The following is a 19,543-nucleotide window of genomic DNA, read 5'->3' as shown; positions in this document are numbered from 1 at the left end:
TTTTCGGTTATCTCGTAGCTGCCGTCCGGGGATAGCCGCACCACGGCATCCAGGTAACGGGCGTCATAGCCCCTCCGGGTGAGCACATTGTAGGCAATGCCGGCCATGATGCCGGTGTTGCAGTATATGAGGATGGTTTTCTCCCTGGGCAGCTTCCGGAGATTGGCCTCCAGTTCCTCAAGGGGGATGTGTATCGCCCCCGGCAGGACGCCCTGCACGGAGGCACCCCTTACATCAAGGATGGCCTTGTCCGCGGGACGGTCCTTCAGCACGGAGGTGAACTCCTCGATGCTCACCTGCCCCGGGGGAAGGCGCTTGACGTAGATGATGGTGCTTGCCAGCGGGCCGTCCACGACCTCACCGCCCCACGTGCGCCATCCCATCATCCCGCCATGGAGCACGGAGACGTTCCTGTAACCCCAGGAACGGACGGTCTCGAAAGCCTCGGCGTCGGCTTGACGCCCGGAATAAAGGACGATGGGAGCGGACGCGTCCTCGGGGAATATCGCCCTGGCCGAAGGCAGTTTTTCCCGGGGGATGGTCACGGCGTCCCGGATGTGCCCTTTCTCGGCCTGGCCGGTAGGTCTCAGGTCTATGAGAACGAAGGATGCTTTGTGGCTCATCATGTCCCCGATATAACCCGGCTCGGAAAGCACCAGCCCCCCGGCCCGCTCCCAGGCAGCCATGCCGGCATGGAAGACCCGGATATTCGAGTAGCCCAGGCTTTCCGCGACACGCGCGGCAGAGGTGCCTAAAGGTCAGTCGGACCCGCCGCAGTAGAAGATGATGCGAGCGTCCTTGTTCCCGGGCAGGACCTGCTCACGCATCTTCTCGAGCCTGGGGTAGGGGATGGAGACGGCTCCGGGGATGTGCCCTGCGGCATAGGCGTCGGAAGACCGGGAGTCCACAAGGAGGTAGCCCCCTTTATCCGGCCCCCGGGCCACCAGCTCCTTCATCTCCTGCACGGAGACGAGCTTCTCTTCAGAGAGCTCGAAAGGCTGCCCGGCATGCACGGCGGCGGACTTTCCCGCCCAGGCGCGAGACCCCGGCACCCCGAGAAGGAGCGCTATGGCCAAGGCGCATACGGCGGCAGGATACGCTCCGGATTTCATGATGACCTCCTCGTCTCACCCCCGGAGAGACAAAAGAGCCTAAAGGCACAGGTTTAGCCCCCGGGGAGATTTTACCCGCGCACGGGGGCTCGCTGTCAAGAAGAAATAAATTCTTACACCTTCTTGTTTGGTTTTATCGATGCTAGACTGTGGCCGTGGGGTGCATGGGACATGGGAGAGGCCGGCAGGGCGGGAGGCGTCCGTGGCTCCGGCGGTGAAGTACCTTCTTTACTTCGTCCTGGGCGGGGGGCTGGTGACCGCGGTGACCGCGCTGGGGAGCCAGAAGAAGGGCTTCCTCGCCGCCTTTCTGGCCAACCTCCCCACATTTACCCTCATCACCTTTCTCACCATTTACCACCATGCGGGGACCGAAGGGGCGCTTGCATACGCCAGGGGCCTCCTGTGGATGACGGCGCCCTGGCTGGTCTATGTCTTCTGCGTCTTTTTTCTTACCGGCAGGGTGGGCTTTCAGGCCTCGCTGGCCACCGGGGTGGCCCTGTACGTCTTGCTGTCCTTTCTTCTGATACGCGCCCACTGAGGCTCACCGGTAAAGCTCACTGGTGGGCTTAGAAGGGCAGCCGGCCCTGGGAAGAGGAGGAAGCCTCCCCGGGAGCGTCTTCGGAATCGCCCGAAGGCACGCTCTCCTCTTGCGCTTCGGACTCCTTTGCCCTCTTGCGCTGGGCCACACCCGCTTCAAGATTTGAGTCGCCCCGGGCCGTTGCCCGGCCGCTCCGGGCCGTTGCCCGGGCGGCCTGCTTGGAGAGGCGGTCGGCCTCCTTGTTCTCCTCGCGGGGGATGTGCCGCAGGGTGGAGCGCTTGAAGGAGCCCAGCAGCGCCCGAGTCCGCTCGTAAAGGGGGCGGAGGCCCTCGTTTCTGACCTTGTACTCGCCCCTGAGCTGCTTTACCGTGAGCTCCGAATCCAGGAAGGCGGAGACCTCCTCGGCACCCATCCGCCGAGCCTCTTCAAGGCCCCTCAGGAGAGCGGAATACTCGGCCACGTTGTTCGTGGCCGTGCCGATGTGCTCGGATATCTCCCGGCGCTTTCCGCCGTACTCAACCACCACGCCGAGGCCCGCGGGGCCGGGGTTACCCAGGGAGGCCCCGTCGGAGTGGATGGAGGCTCGTTTCATGGGGCGGCCGGTGTTTCGGCTTTCTGGGGCTCGGGAGACCTGTAGTACAGGATGCGCCTGCACTGGGGGCAGCGGATGATGTCTTCGTTCTTCTTTATCTCGACGAAGAGCTGGGGCATGATGTTCATGTTGCAGCCGGTGCAGATCTCGTCCTCGGCCGGGGTGACGGCAAGGCCGCCCTGGCTCTTGAGGAGGAACATGTACTCGTCGTAAAGCTCGTCCTCCAGGCTCTCCCGGTACCGCGAGCGCTTCGCCCTCAGGGCGTCGAGCTTTCCTCGGGCGACCTCGACCTCCTCGTCAAGCTCCCGCTTCCTGGACTCCACGACGGCCTTCTCCCTCTCCAGCACCTCCAGCCTTTCCCCGAGGGCCGCGTTTTCCCTCTCCACGGCCTCCATGAGGTCCAGTATCCCGTCCTCCACCTCGTAGGCGGCCTTCTCGGCGGCCTCTATCTCCTTCAGGTGGGCCTGGTAGGTCTTGTTGTCCTTGATTTCGGAGGTCCGGGCCTTGAGCTTGCCCACGCGGTCCTGCAGGGCGTCCAGCTCGCGCTCCTTCTCGCGCTTCTTCTTCTCCGCCGTTTCCACCCGCTGCTGCTGCGCGGCGTGGGCGGCCTGGGCCTCCTTGAGGCCCTTCTGCATGTGGGATATCCTTGAGGGTATGTCCTCGATGACCCGGGCGCGGGAGAGGATCTCGGAGTCCAGCTTCTGAAGCTCCACGAGGAGCTTGAGTTGTTCGTTCACGCCACCTCCGGCCCGCGGGGGCTCCGGGAGTCCCAAAAGGGCGGGGTCGGCTCTCCGCCGATGCGCGGGGGCCGGCCACTCTGGATAACCAACCGGGTAGTTTTATGGCAATTAGTTTTATGCATGCCATCGGAGCCCGAAACAACACTTCTTTCAAGGCCGGGTGCCGGCACCGTCATGTCGGCGGTTTCATGCGCGGAGCAATACGTATGGTGGGCCCACCAGGACTCGAACCTGGGACCAACCGGTTATGAGCCGGTAGCTCTACCAACTGAGCTATGGGCCCGACACGCGGCCAACCGGGCAAAAAACTGACATTATTAATTTATAAATGATGCTCTGGCGAAGTCAACCGGGGCGTGTTCCGGTCTCCGCCGCCCCCTGCACGGGCGCCGGTCAGCTCCTCTCCAGAAACCCCCTGAGCCATTTGCTCCGGGAGGGGTGCTTGAGCTTCCGGAGGGCCTTGACCTCTATCTGCCTGATGCGCTCCCGGGTGACGTTGAACTCCTGGCCTATCTCCTCCAGGGTGTGGGGGACGTCGCTGCCGATGCCGAAGCGCCTCCGCAGTATCTTCTCCTCCTTGGGGCTCAGGGTAAACAGGGCCCGGTTGACCTGCCCCTTGATGTCGTCCAGGATGGCGGCCTCCAGGGGGGAGGCATTGCTCCGGTCCTCGATGAAGTCTCCCAGGTGGCTGTCCTCCTCCTCCCCCACGGGGGTTTCCAGAGAGATGGGTTCCTTGGATATCTTCTGGATGGCCTTCACCTTCTCCACCGGCATCTTGAGCCTGTCGGCTATCTCCTCGGAGGAGGGCTCCATGCCCAGCTCCTGCACCAGCTCGCGGGTGACGCGGACCATGCGGTTTATGGTCTCCACCATGTGCACCGGAATGCGGATGGTGCGGGACTGGTCCGCCAGGGCCCGGGTGATGGCCTGCCGTATCCACCAGGTGGCGTAGGTGCTGAACTTGTAGCCCCGGGTGTACTCGAACTTGTCCACGGCGCGCATGAGGCCGATATTGCCCTCCTGGATGAGGTCCGACAGGGTCAGCCCCTTGCCCATGTGGCGCTTGGCAATGCTGATGACCAGCCTGAGGTTGGCCTCGATGAGCTCCCGCTTGGCCTCTGTGAGGCGGGCTTCCTCCTGCACCAGCCGGCCCAGGGCCTCCCCCATCCGGGCGGCGGGCATGCCGCTGAGCTCCTCGATGAGGAGGAGCCCCCGCTTGCCCTCCAGGTACTCCCCGCAGAGGCGGACGACGTCCTCGGGCTTGTTGCGGGGGAGGTTCTTCATGCGGGAGGGGTTGACCCCGGCCTTCCTGAGCCGGGCGGCGGTCGCCTTCAGGAGCCCGTCGAGCTCCATGCCCTCGTTGAGCCTCCTCGTGGTGTCCTCGAAGAAGCTGATGACCGTGTCCTCCTTGAGCTTGAGGTCGAAGACCTTCTCCATGAGGGCCTGGCGGGTCTCCTCCATCCTCTTCCGGGTCACCTTGCCGGTCTTCACCTTGGGGTCGGCCGTCCGCGTGCGGTACCTGTCGAGCCTGGCGAATATCCCGGCCAGCTCCTGCACCTGCGCGCAGAACTTCTGCCCCTGGGCGTAGACGTCCTCGCCGGCCAGGTCCTCGTCGTTCTGAAGCAGGACGTTGGCCGGGACCTGCCCTTTCTCCACCAGGGAGGCCAGCTCCATGAGCTTGGCGATATTGACGGGCTCCAGGAACATCTCGCCCATCAGCACCTGCCTGCTGGCCTCCATCTTCCGGGCTATCTCTATCTCCCCTTCCTTGGTCAGGAGGGGACGGTTGGACATTTCGCGGAGGTAGACCTTGACGGGCTCGTACTCGCCCTCCAGGGAGTCCTCCCCCCTGCCGGCGATACGCTCTTCCTCCTGGACCCCTTTATCTTCCTCTTCGAAATCCTCGCGCTCTTTATCGAAAGCGTCCAGTTCCTTCATTGGCCCCCTGCATTACGAACCAGTTAGTTTTTACCTTCGCATTGAAGCCCTGAAAATACATTATATTTTATGCACTTCAGGCATTATACGCCACCTCTATCATGCTCCCGGCATTAACTTGTGCCTTTCGGATAACAGCTTGCTCAGAAGCTTGAGGTCGCCGCCCGCCCGGGCCCTCTGTATGCGCTGCTCCACGGCCCTTCTGGCGATGGCCCTCACGCAGTCCTCGACGATGGTCTCCACGCTGTCGGGCTCGAAGCCCGGGCTCACGGCCAGATGCCTCAGGAGGGCGCGCTCCTCCTCGCCCTCTGCCATCTCCAGGGGCGAAGCGTCACCGCCCCCCTGTCCGGCCCCATCGGCCAGCCTCCCGAAGATGCGCCGCACCAGCGGGTCCCGCATGTCCTCGGCGGCCACCTTCTTCAGTATCTCCGCCGCCCTCTCCGGCTCGTGAAGGGCCACGCTCAAAAGGAGCCGCTCCTCCCCGGGCAGCACGCAGTCCTCGCGCCGGGCGGGCGGGGTTGTCCGCCCCCCCGTCCTCACCCGGCCCAGTTCCTCCCTGATGGCCACCTCCCGGGTGCCGCTCCTTTCGGAAAGCTCCCGGACCATCTCATCGCGCACGATGGCGTCCGAGACCCTAGAGATGAGGGAAACCGCCGCCCTGACGGCCTGGAGCTTCTCGCCCGGGGCCGTCCCGAGGAGGAACTCCACGGGTGAGACGGCCTCCCGCATGAGGGCCTCCAGGGCCCCGGCACCGTCCTTGAGAAGGACGCTGTGGGGGTCCTCCCCGGCCGGAAGGACGAGGACGCGGGCCCTCAGCCCCCCTTCCATCACCAGGAGCAGGGACCTTCTGGCGGCGTTCAGGCCGGCCTGGTCACCGTCGAAGACCAGAAGCAGGCGCTCGGCCAGGCGGGCAAGCTTTCGGACGTGTCCCTCCGTCAGGGCGGTGCCCAGGGGAGCCACCGCGTGGCGCAACCCCCCCTGATGGCACATGATGACGTCCAGGTAGCCCTCCACCACCAGGGCCTCTCCGGCCTGCCTGACGGCCTCCCTCGCCCTGTCCAGGGCGTAGAGGGTGTCGCTCTTTTTGAAAAGCGGCGTGTCCGGGGAGTTCAGGTACTTGGGCGTGGAGTCGTCCAGGACCCGCCCGCCGAAGGCCACGGGCTCCCCGTGCATGTCCATGATGGGGAACATGAGCCGCGAGCGAAAGATGTCGTAGGGCCCCCGGGACCCCCGGGCGGACAGGCCCGCCGCCATCATCTGCTCGTCGGTGTATCCCTTCTTCCGCAGATGCTCCTGAAGGGCGTGCCACCCCGGGGGTGCGTACCCCAGGGAAAAGGCTTCCACGGACTCCGCCGAGATGCCCCTTTTGGCCAGGTACTCCCTGGCCTCCCTGGCGCGGAGGAGCCCCTGGCGGAAGAAACCGAGCGCCTCGCGCTGAAGCGCCCTGGCCACCTCCCGCGCGCTCCGCTCCCCCGGCCGGCGGGGCCGAAGCTCCACCCCGGCCTTCCGGGCCAGCAGGTCCAGGGCCTCGGCGAACTCCAGGCCCTCGTGCTTCATCACGAAGGCGAAGACGTCCCCCCCGGCGGCGCAGCCGAAGCAGTGGAAAATCTGTTTCGGATGGCTGACCATGAAGGACGGCGTCTTCTCGGCGTGAAACGGGCAAAGCCCCTTGTAGTTCTGCCCGGCGCGCTTCAGGTGCAGATACTCGGAGATGACCTCCACGATATCAAGCCTGCTCTTGATCTCCTCGACGACGCCGTCAGCGACCATAGGGTATAGGATATATTAACGTATTATTCCTCGCATAAGACGGCCGACATGACAGCGCCGGCAACCGCCCTTGAAACAAGGTTATTCCAGGCTTCACTGCCATGTATAAAACTACCTGGCCGGCACGTCCGTGCATCGCCCGCCCCCGGCCCCCGGGCAGGGGGCTTCCGCTGCCCTCGTTCCCCGTTTGGGGGGGCGCCCGCCGAGCCCCGCTACGCGCGGCTTACCCTGGTGAAGCCCGAGCAGCCCAGAACCTTGAACCCCCCGGGGATGACGCGGTCCAAGAGGAGGTTCAGCCCCAGGTTGTCGCTTGAGATGTGGCCCGCGATGACGATGTTGAGGTGGTGCTTCTCGGCCTCTTTCCGGTGGTCCTCGCTGAAATGCATCCCCACCACGGTGTTTATGCCACTCTGGGCGATGCCGGCGAAAATCTCCTTGGGCCCCTCCGTGCCCCCGGTCATGTCCACGAAGACCTTGCCCGCCTTGTGCTTCGTCGAGCCCTGGATTACCTTGGGGCCGGCCCCGTTGCCCGCCGCCTGGCGGTACTCGGGAATCTGCCGGAGGATGTCCAGGATGTCCCCCACGGTGTAGGGCTTCTGCTCGTCGAAGGTCTTCTGCAGGTAGGAGGCCACCATGTTGTCCGACGGGGTGTGCAGGTTCATGAAAGGGATGCCCAGGAGGCGCGCGGCGTCCACCGCCCGGGTATGGTTGGTGGGCATGAGCCGCTTCTCCACGTCCGAAACCCTCTTTTCCAGCAGGGACTCGGCCATGCTGATGGACACCCCGAAGCGCGCCTGGATATCGGCCTGCATGCCCATGACCTGGTAGAGATTGGCCAGGGACCGCCCCTCGGGATGGTGGGCCAGGATGAGGTCCACGTCCTCGCCCCGCTGCCTCAGGGCCAGGGCCAGGAGAATCTCGCCCACCTCCATGTCCACGCCCACCAGGGCTGAGGACACCTCTTCGTCCCCGGTGCCGTTGAGGATGCGGGAGTCGGCATAGGGGTTGCTCAGGGACTCCGCATCGAAGAACTCCTTCTCGTCCGCATCGAGCTTCTCGTAGTCCTTCTTCCGCTGCTCCAGGTCCTTTTGGACGAGGTCCTTGCCCCGGGGGTCGTTGTCCATTCCCACTTCGACGGCCTTCCTGTACAGCTCCTTGAGGGTCATCCCGCCTCCTTCAGGGAAGTGAAAGGCCCCTCGGGGCGATTCACGAGATTAGAAGAACCTGTCTCAAAATTGCTTCCGGCTGCAAGAGGCCTAAATGGCGGCATACGGCGTCCTGAAGGAAAAATCGTCCTCAACGCAACGCTGCTGCGCCTCCGGGCCATTTCCCCTTCCCTCCTTGTCTGCCGCCATTTATTCTCCCTTTCGCTTCGAAATCAATTTTGAGACAGGTTCTACGGGCTTTTCAGTGAATTCTCCCGGAAGAGAACACGGGAGAGGGCTCTTCGAATCTAGAGACTATCAGTAACGGGAAATACCTGTCAAGGGGTCTTCCCAAAGGGAGGACTTCACTTTTTCTCCAGCACGAACACCCTGTCGGCCGCCTGAGCGAGGAACCGCCTGTCGTGGCTGGCGACGAGGAGCGTGCGGGCCTCCGCGCCGAGGAAGGTGAGGACCCTCCGGAGCTTCTCCTCGTCAAGCCCCGAGGTGGGCTCGTCCAGGATGTAGCACTCCGGCCGCATGGCGATGACCGTGGCCAGGGCCACGAGCCTTTTCTCGCCGCCGGAGAGCTTGTGGGTCACCTTCTTTTGGAGCCCCTCGATGCCCAGGGCCGAGGTGGCCGCGCGCACCGCCTGCCGGGCCTCGCCGTGGGAGAGGCCCAGGTTGAGGGGACCGAAGGCGACGTCCTCCTCCACGGTGGGGCAGAAGAGCTGGTCGTCGGCGTCCTGAAAGAGAAACCCCACGCGCCGCCTCACCTCCAGAAAATCCTCCTCCTTCCGCCGGGGCTTCCCGAAGACGCGCACCTCCCCCCCGGCGGGCCTGAGAAGGCCCATGACGATGTGCAGGAGCGTCGTCTTTCCCGAGCCCGTGGGCCCTACCAGCCCCACGCGCTCGCCCTCCCGGAGGGTGAAGTCTACCCCGCTCAGGGCCTCCCCGCCCCCGGGGTAGCGAAAACAAAGCCCCCTCGTCTCGATGAGGTTCACAGGAGGGCCACCACAAGGGCCAGGCCGAGGAGCAGGCCTCCCAGGGCCAGGTCCCGGCCGTGGAGATGGAAATGGTCTATCACGGGGAAGTGTCCGCGGAACCCCCTCAGGAGCATGGCCCCGTAGAGGCGCCGCGCCCTCTCGGCGCTTCGGACCAGGAGCATGCCCACCAGGTACGCGTAGGACCTGTAGGTGTGGGCCCCCGTTCGGGGGCGGAAGCACCGGATGCGCATGGCGTTTCTGAGCCGCCCGTACTCCTCGTGCACGAGCTCCAGGTACCGGGAGAAGAAAAAGAAGAGATAGACCAGCTTGCGCGGAGCCCTCAGGTGCACCAGGGCATGGGCCAGGGCCAGGCTCTCGGAGGTGCCGAAAAGCGCGATGGTCAGGAGCACGGCGGCGTTGGCCTTGAGCGTAATGGACAGGGCGTAGAGGAGTCCCTCCCGGCTTGCCGCGAGAGGACCCAGGGAGAAGACCGCCTCTCCGGGATGGCTGAAGGGGAGGAAGACCCAGAGGGTAAGGATGAAGACGTTGGCGGCCAGGAGCCGCACGCCGAGCTTCCGCGCGTCCAGGCGCCCCAGAAGGGCTGCGCCCACCCCGGCCAGGAGGGCCACGGCCGGGGCCCGCAGGCCCGAGGCCAGGGCCGCCGCGGCGATGGGCGGAAGGCCGGCCAGCACCTTCACCCGGGGGTCAAGGCGATGAAGGGGACTATGTCCCTGGGCAAACTCCTCAAGGTGCATGGTGCGTTACGGGGGAGACGTCCCGGCCCTGCCGCGCAGCTCTTGCCACGGAGCTCTCACGACGGCCCGCCGCCTTTCTTTCGGTATCTCAGATACGCGGCCAGCCCGGCCAGCCCCATGATGTAGCCCACCCCGGCCAAGACGTCGCCGAGGCCCGGACGCTCCATGTCCATGCGGAGCTTGACGACCTCCCGCCTGAGGGGCTCGACCTCCCTGGAGACGATGTTGGCCAGGGCGGCATCGGTGAGCTCCTCCAGGTGCCGGTGTCCGAGGGCCTCCTTATCCCCTTCGTGGAGGGCCGCCTCTTCTGCCTGCCGCTTCCCCAGGTGAAGCGTGTACCGGCCGGCGTGGCCCGGCCCGGCCCGGACGATGAGCCGTATGCTGCCCGCGCCCGAAGGGGCCCTGAAAGCCAGCTCGCCGGCACTGTCGGTGACGGCTCGAAGAAGCTCCTCTCCGGTCTGCGGGTCCGTTACCCCTACCTCGCAGCCCTTGCAGGGGGAGCCGTCGACGAAATAGGCTGTGGCGCGGACCTCGTCTCCCTCCTGATAGGCATAGATGCTCACCTTGTGGGCAAGGGCCGCCGCCGGGAAAAGAAACACCAGGCATACGCCAAGCACAAGAACCAGTCGGTTCATCGGTCGCTCCTTATCAGCATCTCGGGATTGACCTTGAGAAGAAACAGCACGATAAAGGCGGTCACCACCCCCTCCACGAGCATCACCGGCCCGTTTGCCGCGGCCATGGCCAGCACGACGTTGAGGAAGACTCCCCCCGTCCCCAGAAGGGCGAGGGCCGCGAGCGCGGTGCCCAGGGCCACCCCCAGCGCGCCCGCGCCGAAGCCCGCCAGGGCCGCCCTCCTCGGGCTGGGCCGCGCTCCCAGGAGGGGCCTGAAGATGAAGAAGGCGGCCACCGCCGGAAGCGCCATGACGACCGTGTTGACCCCGAGGGTGGTCAGCCCTCCGAACTGAAAGAGGAGGGCCTGGAGGGTAAGGGCCACGAATATCGAGGGGAAGGCCATCCAGCCCAGCAGGAGCCCCACCAGGCCGTTCAGGGTGAGGTGGACGCCCACCGGGCCCACCGGCACGTGAAGCAGAGAGGCCACAAAGAAGGCCGTGGAGAGCACCGCCACCTCCGGGATGCGGTCGAGGTCCATCTTCCTGAGGCCCACGGCCAGGCCCCCCGCCGCCAGGGCGGCGCCGCCGGCCAGCACCGGGGCCGAGAGAACGCCCTCGGAGATGTGCATTATCGCCTCCCCTGCGCCCGCACCCAGATGACGGCCCCCGTCTCCACGGGGAACTCCCTGCCCCCGCGCTCAAGCGTGCGGTCCGACCGCAAGGGGGCGGAGAACCCCCACCATCCCCCCCAGGGCACGGCATAGGTAAAGACGCCGTTGGCGTCGGTCTTTATCACCTGGGTGGCCATGGCCTCCTTGGGCGCGTGCACCTTGTGCTCCGGGTTCAGGTACTCCACCTCCACGGCCGCCCCGGGGACGGGCTTTCCGTCGCGCAGTACCGTGCCCTGAAAGACGTTCCCCGCCCAGAGCCCGTAGGGGCGAGAGAGGGGCACGATTTCCGCCGGAAGTCCCGCGGGGTGGTCCCATCCGTCCTCGAGTCCCAGGGCGCCTATCACCACCTTGACGTAGTGGATGATGAAGAGCCCCTCGGCCTGCTCGAAATACGGGGCCGTCTCCATGTAGAAGACGTGGTCCCCGGGGGAGCGCACCCGGTACCGGAGCGTCCAGGGGAAACCCGCTTTATCGTCTTTCCGGCGGTCGAGGGCCCCGAGGAGGTCGGTCTTTTTGCCCCGCGTCAGGACGCCCAGGCTGCGGGGCTTTGCCATGGGCATGAACCGCCAGTCGAAGGGGTGCATGAAGGCCGCGCTCAGGACCACGACCTCCGGGTCGCCGGAGGCCACGATGTCCTCGGAGCTGACGAGGACGCCGAAGTGAGCCCCTGCGCCCAGGGGCCAGAGGACGAAGAGTAGGACAAGTGCCTGAGCCAACCGCTTCATGCTTGCTCCCCTTACGGGATGTCCCTGCCCGTGGTGGCCAGGGTAAGCTTGCCGTGCTTTACGCCCTTGGTGCCGATGAGGCGGTCCGCTATCTTCCTGATGTCCCGTCCCCTTCCCCTGACCACCAGGACCTCCAGGCAGTTATGCCCGTCCAGATGGATGTGCATGGTGGAGACGACCGAGTCGTGGAACCCGTGCTGGATGTCCGTGAGGGTGTCGGCCAGCTCCCGCACGTCGTGCGAATAGACCAGGGTAATGGTGCCCACCGTCTCGCCTGTCCCCTCCGCCCACTCCTCCTTCACGAGGGTATCCCGTATGAGGTCGCGGATGGCCTCGGAGCGGTTGACGTAGCCCTTGCGGGCGATGACTCTGTCGAACCGCTTGAGGAGGCCTTCATCCAGGGATATGCCGAAACGCGCCACCATCGTGTTACTATTCCTGTATTTAGTGTTACACAATGGCGCCGCGATGTCAAGGCGGACTCGTTTTCCGGGGGGCTCCAGAAAGGCATCCGGAGCGCGCCGGCGGAGGGGCCGCCGGCGCCGGCAGCGGCACGGGGACGGCGAAGCCGGAGGGAGGCCTAGGCCTCGCCCGTCACGTTCTTTATGGCCCCCAGGAGCTGCTTCGGGCTGAAGGGCTTCTCCAGGTAAAGGTCCGCGCCCATGGCCAGGGCCTTCTCGCGCATCTCCTCCGTGGCGTAGCCGGTAATGACGATGACCCTGGTCTCCGGGGCGATGCGCTTGAGGGTCTTGATGACTTCCTCGCCCCCCAGGGTGGGCATCTTGATGTCCACGAGGACGACCCCGTACTGATTGTCCTCGAGCTTCCTGAGGCCCTCCAGCCCGTCCTGGGCCAGGTCGATGCTGTAGCCTTCCAGACTCAAGGAGCGCTCACAGCAGACTCGCACAATGGGTTCGTCATCAATGACCAGAATATCCCTCGATGCACGCATATCTCACGCCTTCTCCCCTGCCCGCGCCTCCTCGGGCACCTCCACCGGCAGGCGTACGACGAAGGTGCTGCCCTTCCCCACGGTGCTGCGGACCAGGATGTCCCCCCCGTGGCGCTTTACGATGCCGTAGCTGACCGGCATCCCCAGCCCCGTGCCCTTTCCCACGGGCTTGGTGGTGAAGAAGGGCTCGAATATCCTGTTCATGTGCTCCGGCAGGATGCCGGGACCCGTGTCCGTAAAGGACATCTCCACGTACTGCTGGCCTCCCTCGCGCACGGCCCGCGTTTCGATGGCTATCCTGCCCCGGTCGTTCATGGCGTCGGCGGCGTTGGTGAAAATGTTGAGGATGACCTGCTGAATCTGGTTGGGGTCCACGACGACGGGCTTGAGGTCGGGGGCCAGGTGCATGTCCACCGCGACGTTATAGAACTTGGACTGGTTCGTCAGCATGCTGATGGTGTGCTCCATGAGGTCGTTGACGTTGATGGCCATCTTCTCGGAAGTTCCCTTCCGGGAGAAACCCAAGAGCCCGCGGATGATCTTGGTGCAGCGCTCCGCCTGCTCGATGATGACGTCCAGGTCCTCCACGTCCTGCGTGCGCTCGGCGGGGGTGCGCTGCTTCATCAGGTAGGCGAAGGTGACGATGCCCGTCAGGGGGTTGTTCAGCTCGTGGGCCACCCCTGCGGCGAGCCTTCCCAGGGAGGCCAGCTTCTCGGCGTCGATGAGCTGTTCGTGGGCCGCCCGTATCTCGTCGGTCTTCCTGTCCACTTCCTTCTGAAGCTCCTGGGCCCAGTTCTCCAGCTTCTCCCGGTAGCGCTTCATGTCGTAGGCCATGGAGTTGAAGGTGGTGGCCAGCAGGCCCATCTCATCCTTGGTATGGATGCGGATGGGCTCGCTGAAGTCGCCCCTGGAGAGGCGCTTCATCCCCGCCTCCAGCTGGGCCACCGGCTTGGAGACGAAATGATAGAGAATGATGCAGAGAAACATGGATATGGAAGCGATGAAAACACTGCCCACCAGGAGGGTGCCCACGACTATCTGGCGGCTGGCGGTCTGGATTGCGGTGGCGCTGAAGGTCGTCTTCAGGACCCCCAGGACCTTCTGGTCCCGCCCGTGGAAATGGCACCGGGCCGTATAGCACGAGGGCTCGTTCAGGACGGGGGTGTAAAGCGCCATGTAGTGGGACCCCTCGGGGTCCGTCTTGATCTCCGGGGGGGAGGACCTGCCCCTGAGGGCGCTCCGTATCTCGGGGTCCTCGGGCGCCGCCCGCCCGATGGCCGCTCTGTCGGAGGCGTGCACCACGATGCCCCGGGGATTGTACAGCTCTATGTCGCGGACGTCCTTGGCCTTGCCCAGGGCCTCCAGGGTCTCCTGGATGTAGGCGCTCCGGGCGGTGAGCATCCCGTGGTGGATGCCCTGCTCGACGAGGCCGGCGGAGAAGCGGGCGTGATTGGCCAGGTTCTGCCGGGTGACCTGCTGCTCATAGGTGATGAAGATGTACCCGAAGATGGTACTGCCCACCGTCATGAGCACGCCCACGGCCAGAATCAGCTTGCCGGCCAGGGAATCCAAGGATTTTCGAAACTTTACCACAAGTAATTTTGTCATAGTAACAAGCACATACGCAAGGCCCCGCATCGCGCGGCCCGGGGCTCCCCCCGGAGTCCGCCGAAGCGGGCCATTGCCCCGCAGCCGCCACTATGAAGCCGCCGACACAGGGGTGTGAAACCTCTTACATATTCTCCGGGACGGCCATGGACAGAATACCTTGTTTTTGAAGCACTTTTCTCTTTTGCCCAACGGTGGCACGGCGGTTGCTTGTGAGGGGTGGGCGCGCTCCCGGAGAGCGAGCATAAAGAGCCCGTAAAGGAACGGGAGGTTTTGATGACCAGGAAAGCGAGCACCAGAGTTCTTTACATACTGTTTCTGATTCTTTTCGTCTCCGGCCTCCCGGGGGCGGACGCGGCGGACATGACGGACTACTGCGTGGTGCCGCCCTATGTCAAGCGCGACATCAAGCCCAACGTCCTCATCATGATGGACAACAGCTACGTCACCGGCCTTCCGGCCTACAAGGATTTCTATTACATTCCCGACCCGGCCCTCGTTATGCAGAACAATTTCTGGTCGTTCGTCCTCGGCACGTACGGTGAAGGAGCCATCGGCAGCCGTTATGCGGACTTCCCCAAATGCAGCGACGGGGACCCCGCGACACTGTGCTCCACTGATTTCCGCTTTGATGTCTACGGCTCCATGAAGCACTACACCGGGTACTTCGACGAGGACCTCCTCTATGGTTACACAAACAACCGGTACCAGCCCAGTTCAACGGGCGTCTTCCACGGGGAGGTCATGAACTGGGCCACCACCAGCATGTTCGACCTCATCCAGGCCATCTTGGTGGGGGGCAAGTCCACCTCGCGGCAGACCAACGTCAACACCCTGGTGGGGTTCGAGAGCGAGGAGTGGCCCACCAAGACCTATATCTACAAGGGCACCGACAGCGTCTACTACGCCTGCGACTTCAGGGTAAACGTGGGAGGAAAGGGCAACCTCACCATCACCGACAGCCAGGACCCCTGGACCGTGGCCTTTTTCCATGACACCACATGGGGGCTGAACTATGCCTCCGACCCCGTCTGCGGGCTCCTGCTGAGCCCGGCCGTGGGGCCCGCCTCCACATGGACAGTGAACCTGGCCGAGGCCGGCTTCTCCTCCGGCGGGGCCTATGCGGCCCTCGATAAGGATACGGCGGAGGAGAAAGAGCCCACGCTGGCCCAGAGGGCCCTGGGCCTCGTAAACGACATCATGTCCTTCTTTGCGCAGGAGGCCGAGGCGGCCAAGCCCGTCCGGATAACCACTCCCAAGAATGGCGCCACCCTGCCCGACGCCATCTGGAACTCCCCCTATCCGGGCTACATCCCGGCGGCATCCGGCGGCGGGGGCACCTACACCTGGTCCACCGTGAGCCTTCCCGCGGGGTTCACCCTCGATGCCTCCGACGGCACCCTAGCGGGCACCCCCACGGCGGCGCCCGGCACATACATTTTTACCCTGAAGGCGCAGGACGCGGCCGACTCCTCGAACAAGGACAGCATCTCGGTCACCATCAATATTCTTGCGGCCGCTCTGGGAGGGGCCGGCACCGCCGAGCACAACATCCGCATATGCGTGGGCGACTACACCACCAACTGCACCAACACCGCGGGGAACAATTCCCTCAAGTCGGGCATCCTCCAGGACTTCTGGGACGACGCCCGGTTCGGGTTCCAGGACTTCGCCAACGACCTGGACCCCTTCCAGGAGATGTGCATCCCGGCCAGTGGAGACACGAACTTCTTCACGGCGGTGGAAAACGCCATCCCCGTGGGCGATACCCTGAACGTCACCAAGCTCATCGACGGCGAGTACGAAGCCATGATGACATACATGGGCACGCCCCAGACAGGCAGCTCCTGCGACCCCTTCAGCGGGGACAGCACCCCCTGCAGGAATAACTTCGTGCTTCTTCTCACCTCGGGCTATGGGGCCGACGAGGGGGACCCCGATGTCTTCGGCTCGACGAGTACGCCGCCCCTCCCCGCCGACTGCGGCTCCCTCACCTACGACCTTTCCAAAAACGCCTGCTACGGCAAACAGAACGACCTCCGGAGCGACCGGGAGGGCACCCAGGACGTCATCACCTACATTGTCAACGCCATGGGGACAAACGGCGACGTCCTCAGGGAGGCCGCCAGCGCGGGCGAGGGCATCTATTACGACGTCTACGACCCCACCCAGCTCAAGGACAAGCTCATCCAGGCCTTCCAGGACATCATCAAGCGGGCCTCCTCCGGCACGGCGGCATCGGTTCTGGCCTCCGGCGAAGGCAGCGGGGCCAACCTCATCCAGGCCGTCTACTACCCCCGCAAACGCTTCGTGGACAGCGATGCCGGGACGGAGGACGAAATAGCCTGGATAGGGCGGCTGACCAACTTCTGGTTCTACGTCGACCCCTACTTCGCCTCCTCGAGCATGCGCGAGGAAACGGCACACGAGACCCCCTATCCCCTGCTTAACCTGGTGAACGACTACATCGCCTCGCTGTACTGGGACCCGATAAACGAGGTGGTCAAGGCACATCGCTATGCGGACACCGACGGAAACGGCACGCCCGATGTGGTGGAGTCCGACATCAACTTCGAGAACATGGGCAACATATGGGAGGCGGGCGAGCTGCTCTGGGAGCGCGACCTGGCCACGGACCCCCGCAGGATATACGCCAACGTGGACGATACCGCCGACATGACCATCTTCAACAGCTCCGCGGCCAGTAACGCCACGCTCCGCACGTACATGGGGGCGGCCAGCATCGCCAACGCCACGGCCCTCATCAATTACACCACCGGCTACTTCATCAACAGCCCCGACTACCGCGACCGCAGGGTGAAGGTCGACCTCAACGGCGACGGCGACACCGGCGACACCGGCGAGACCGCGAAGAAGGTCTGGAAGCTGGGGGACATCCTGAACTCCACGCCGCGCATCATCAGCAACACCACGGTTCCCCTGAACAGCTACCACGTCACCTACCGGGACACGACGTACAGGGACTTCATCGAGAGCGCCAAATACGTCAACCGCGGGATGGTCATGGCAGGGGCCAACGACGGCATGCTGCACGCCTTCAGGCTCGGCCTTCGCCAGGACAGCTGGAGCGGGCAGGGGCCGAAGCAGAAGGTCCGCCTGACCGGGACGAACCTGGGCAGGGAGGAATGGGCCTTCATCCCGAAAAACGTCCTTCCCTATCTGAAGTACCTGACGCAGACGGACTACTGCCACCTCTATACGGTGGACCTGACACCCTACATTTTCGACGCCAGTATCGGGACCGACCCCGACGGAAACGGCACCGCTTTTGAAGGGACGGAGTGCACGGATTCGAGCGACTACTCGACCTGCACCCGGACCGCCAACACCTGGAAGACCATCCTCATCGGAGGCATGCGCTACGGCGGGGCCTGCAAGAACGAGGGAGTCAGCTGCACCCAGGACCTGGACGGGGACGGCGACGTGGACGCCGAGGACTGCGTGAACACGCCCGTCTCCGGGGTGGGATACTCCTCATACTTCGCCCTGGACGTCACCGACCCGGAGAACCCGAAGTTCCTGTGGGAGTTCTCCAACCCGGCCCTGGGCTACAGCACCACCGGTCCCGCCATCGTGAGAATCTCGTACAAAACCGACACCAGCGACCCTCCCGACGGCAAGCGCGACTGGCAGGACACCGCCCAGAAGGACCTCAACGGGCGCTGGTACGTCGTCCTGGGCTCCGGCCCCACGGGCCCCGTACGGAAATCCGACAGGCAGTTCCTGGGCAACTCGGACCAGCCCCTGAGCGTTTTCGTTCTGGACCTCAAGACCGGCACCCTGCTCAGTACGATAGACCATCTTGCGGGCGGGGGGCAGATACTCAACGCCTTCGCCGGCTCCATGATAAACGTGACCGCCGACGCCGAGGGGGACAGGCGGGACTATCAGGACGACGTGGTCTATGTCCCCTACGTGCGGAAGGACACCTCCACGAACACCTGGACCCAGGGCGGCATCCTGAGGCTCCTGACCAACGAGGACCTGGACCCGGCCAACTGGCGGCTCTCCACGGTCATCGACGGCATCGGTCCGGTGACCTCGGCGGTGGCCCACCTGCTGGACAAGAACACCTCCAAGTTCTGGCTCTTCGCCGGCACCGGGAGGTATTTCTACGAGAGCTATTCCGAGCCGGACGACGGGGACGGGCAGCGGCACCTGTTCGGAATCACGGACCCCTGCTACAGCAACTGGAGGTTCAGCCCCACCTGTACCACGTCGCGCCAGATGGTCAACCTCAGCGACGTGACCACCCTGGAGCAGGGCGTTCAAGACCCCCAGGGCTGGTACATCCGCCTGGACCCGAGCAGTGGAAACTACAGCGCAGAGCGGGTCATAACGGACCCCCTGGCCTCCATCTCCGGGATAGTCTTCTTCACCTCCTTCATGCCCTACAGCGACATCTGCTCCATCGGCGGGAAGAGTTTCATTTGGGCCGTGCGCTACCGGGACGGCGGAGCCCCCGGGACCATGCTGAAGGGGACAGCCCTCATCCAGGTCTCCACGGGCGCCATCGAGCAGGTGCAGCTCGGGGACGCTTTTAACGAAAAGCTCGGCAGGAGGTCGGCGAGCCTGGAGGGAGTGCCCCCCACGGCCCAGGGTTTCTCGCTCTTTACCACTCCTCCGCCCCACAAGAAGACCGTCCACGTCGAGGATTGTGAGCAGTGATGCGGAGGAGCGCGATGCAGGGACGGCCGGAGACGGAGGGTTTCACCCTGGTGGAGCTCCTGGTGGTGCTGGCCATCATGGGCATCGTGGTCGTGGCCATGGGGTTTCAGTACGACGGCTGGATCGGCAAGCACCGCGTGGAGAGCAAGGCCCGGGAGATTTACGCCGACATGATGAACGCCCGCGCCCGGGCCATCGACAGAAACAGGGTGCACTTCGTGAACATGCCCGCCGCGGACACCTCGAAATTTCTCATCTACGAGGATTCCTCCCCTTCCCCCGACGGCGACGGCTCCTTGAGCACCGCACAGGACGCCGTCGTGGTCAACACGACGGTGCCCTACCGGCTGACGGGCGCCGAGAGGCAGTTTATCATCGACCCCCGGGGAATCATCGTCAACAGCGCGGGCCTTCCCAACACCGGCGCCGCCATACGGCTGGAGGACGTTGACGGAGCGGACTTGAACGCAGACTACGACTGCGTGGCCGTAAGCGCCACGCGTCTGAACGTGGGGCTCTGGAATGGAACATCCTGCGGCACGAATGAATAGGACCGCCCCGAAAAGCGGGGGCTTCACCCTGGTGGAGGTCATGGTCGCCCTGCTCATCCTGCTGTTCGTCTCGGTAGCCCTCATGCAGACGGCCCTGGTGAGCATAGACTCCAACATGCGCAACGTCCTGAGGGACGAGGCCGTGCGCCTGGCCGAAAAG

18 protein-coding genes and 1 tRNA gene are annotated in these 19,543 nt (G+C 64.5%); 3 read left to right on the top strand and 16 right to left on the bottom strand.

All coding sequences use genetic code 11. From position 1 onward, the window contains the following. Both P8Y39_07295 and P8Y39_07290 read right to left on the bottom strand, forming a co-directional pair. The coding region (locus P8Y39_07295) for a rhodanese-like domain-containing protein (protein ID MEJ2192144.1) at positions 1–686 on the bottom strand (686 nt) is incomplete at its 3' end. A gap of 72 nt (positions 687–758) precedes the next feature. Then, complete coding sequence (locus tag P8Y39_07290) at positions 759–1,112, bottom strand: rhodanese-like domain-containing protein (protein ID MEJ2192143.1); 354 nt, start codon at positions 1,110–1,112, stop codon at positions 759–761. Positions 1,113–1,314: 202 nt separating this feature from the next. Here P8Y39_07290 and P8Y39_07285 point away from each other — a divergent pair, with 202 nt between their 5' ends. Further along, positions 1,315–1,650, top strand: coding sequence for a GlpM family protein (locus P8Y39_07285; protein MEJ2192142.1), 336 nt, complete (start codon positions 1,315–1,317; stop codon positions 1,648–1,650). Between the two features lie 28 nt (positions 1,651–1,678). On the opposite strand, the gene P8Y39_07280 is transcribed toward P8Y39_07285, so the two are convergent. The 14 genes from P8Y39_07280 to P8Y39_07215 all read right to left on the bottom strand — a co-directional run bounded on the left by P8Y39_07280 (position 1,679) and on the right by P8Y39_07215 (position 14,107). Continuing rightward, positions 1,679–2,242 (bottom strand): ribonuclease HI family protein, encoded by a 564-nt coding sequence (locus P8Y39_07280; protein ID MEJ2192141.1) that lies wholly within the window; start codon positions 2,240–2,242, stop codon positions 1,679–1,681. Further along, positions 2,239–2,979 carry a C4-type zinc ribbon domain-containing protein gene (locus tag P8Y39_07275; protein MEJ2192140.1) on the bottom strand — a complete coding sequence of 247 codons (741 nt, stop codon included), beginning with the start codon at positions 2,977–2,979 and terminating at the stop codon, positions 2,239–2,241. Before P8Y39_07275 ends, P8Y39_07280 begins: the two co-directional genes overlap by 4 nt. Before the next feature lie 210 nt (positions 2,980–3,189). Next, positions 3,190–3,265 (bottom strand) — tRNA-Ile (locus tag P8Y39_07270). A gap of 110 nt (positions 3,266–3,375) precedes the next feature. After that, the gene (gene rpoD / locus P8Y39_07265) at positions 3,376–4,920 is read right to left on the bottom strand and encodes an RNA polymerase sigma factor RpoD (protein ID MEJ2192139.1); all 1,545 of its coding nucleotides are present in this window, start codon (positions 4,918–4,920) and stop codon (positions 3,376–3,378) included. A gap of 99 nt (positions 4,921–5,019) precedes the next feature. Further along, positions 5,020–6,690: a DNA primase gene (gene dnaG, locus P8Y39_07260; GenBank protein ID MEJ2192138.1), complete on the bottom strand. Its 1,671-nt coding sequence runs from the start codon at positions 6,688–6,690 to the stop codon at positions 5,020–5,022. A 212-nt stretch (positions 6,691–6,902) separates the two neighbouring features. Continuing rightward, positions 6,903–7,856 (bottom strand): NGG1p interacting factor NIF3, encoded by a 954-nt coding sequence (locus tag P8Y39_07255; GenBank protein ID MEJ2192137.1) that lies wholly within the window; start codon positions 7,854–7,856, stop codon positions 6,903–6,905. A 344-nt stretch (positions 7,857–8,200) separates the two neighbouring features. Further along, the gene (locus tag P8Y39_07250; GenBank protein ID MEJ2192136.1) at positions 8,201–8,836 is read right to left on the bottom strand and encodes an ABC transporter ATP-binding protein; all 636 of its coding nucleotides are present in this window, start codon (positions 8,834–8,836) and stop codon (positions 8,201–8,203) included. After that, the gene (gene cbiQ, locus P8Y39_07245) at positions 8,833–9,573 is read right to left on the bottom strand and encodes a cobalt ECF transporter T component CbiQ (protein ID MEJ2192135.1); all 741 of its coding nucleotides are present in this window, start codon (positions 9,571–9,573) and stop codon (positions 8,833–8,835) included. Before cbiQ ends, P8Y39_07250 begins: the two co-directional genes overlap by 4 nt. A 56-nt stretch (positions 9,574–9,629) precedes the next feature. Continuing rightward, positions 9,630–10,208 (bottom strand): hypothetical protein, encoded by a 579-nt coding sequence (locus tag P8Y39_07240; protein ID MEJ2192134.1) that lies wholly within the window; start codon positions 10,206–10,208, stop codon positions 9,630–9,632. Next, the gene (gene cbiM / locus P8Y39_07235; GenBank protein MEJ2192133.1) at positions 10,205–10,816 is read right to left on the bottom strand and encodes a cobalt transporter CbiM; all 612 of its coding nucleotides are present in this window, start codon (positions 10,814–10,816) and stop codon (positions 10,205–10,207) included. Before cbiM ends, P8Y39_07240 begins: the two co-directional genes overlap by 4 nt. Beyond that, complete coding sequence (locus P8Y39_07230; GenBank protein ID MEJ2192132.1) at positions 10,816–11,583, bottom strand: DUF4198 domain-containing protein; 768 nt, start codon at positions 11,581–11,583, stop codon at positions 10,816–10,818. The genes cbiM and P8Y39_07230 overlap by 1 nt, the downstream gene beginning before the upstream one ends. 11 nt (positions 11,584–11,594) lie before the next feature. After that, complete coding sequence (nikR, locus tag P8Y39_07225) at positions 11,595–12,008, bottom strand: nickel-responsive transcriptional regulator NikR (GenBank protein MEJ2192131.1); 414 nt, start codon at positions 12,006–12,008, stop codon at positions 11,595–11,597. A 155-nt stretch (positions 12,009–12,163) separates the two neighbouring features. Further along, complete coding sequence (locus P8Y39_07220) at positions 12,164–12,535, bottom strand: response regulator (GenBank protein MEJ2192130.1); 372 nt, start codon at positions 12,533–12,535, stop codon at positions 12,164–12,166. A 3-nt stretch (positions 12,536–12,538) separates the two neighbouring features. After that, positions 12,539–14,107, bottom strand: a complete 1,569-nt coding sequence (locus tag P8Y39_07215; protein ID MEJ2192129.1) for an ATP-binding protein — start codon at positions 14,105–14,107, stop codon at positions 12,539–12,541. Between the two features lie 312 nt (positions 14,108–14,419). Between P8Y39_07215 and P8Y39_07210 the strand changes: the two genes are divergently transcribed. Together P8Y39_07210 and P8Y39_07205 are read left to right on the top strand one after the other, a co-directional pair. Beyond that, positions 14,420–18,832, top strand: a complete 4,413-nt coding sequence (locus tag P8Y39_07210) for a putative Ig domain-containing protein (GenBank protein ID MEJ2192128.1) — start codon at positions 14,420–14,422, stop codon at positions 18,830–18,832. A gap of 14 nt (positions 18,833–18,846) precedes the next feature. After that, entirely contained in the window at positions 18,847–19,383 is a 537-nt protein-coding gene (locus P8Y39_07205; GenBank protein ID MEJ2192127.1) for a GspH/FimT family pseudopilin, read from the top strand. Positions 19,384–19,543: the final 160 nt, after the last annotated feature.

The sequence above is a fragment of the Nitrospirota bacterium genome (assembly GCA_037386965.1).
In the GTDB taxonomy this organism is placed as follows: domain Bacteria; phylum Nitrospirota; class Thermodesulfovibrionia; order Thermodesulfovibrionales; family JdFR-86; genus JARRLN01.
This window is presented reverse-complemented; position numbering and strand designations above follow the sequence as displayed.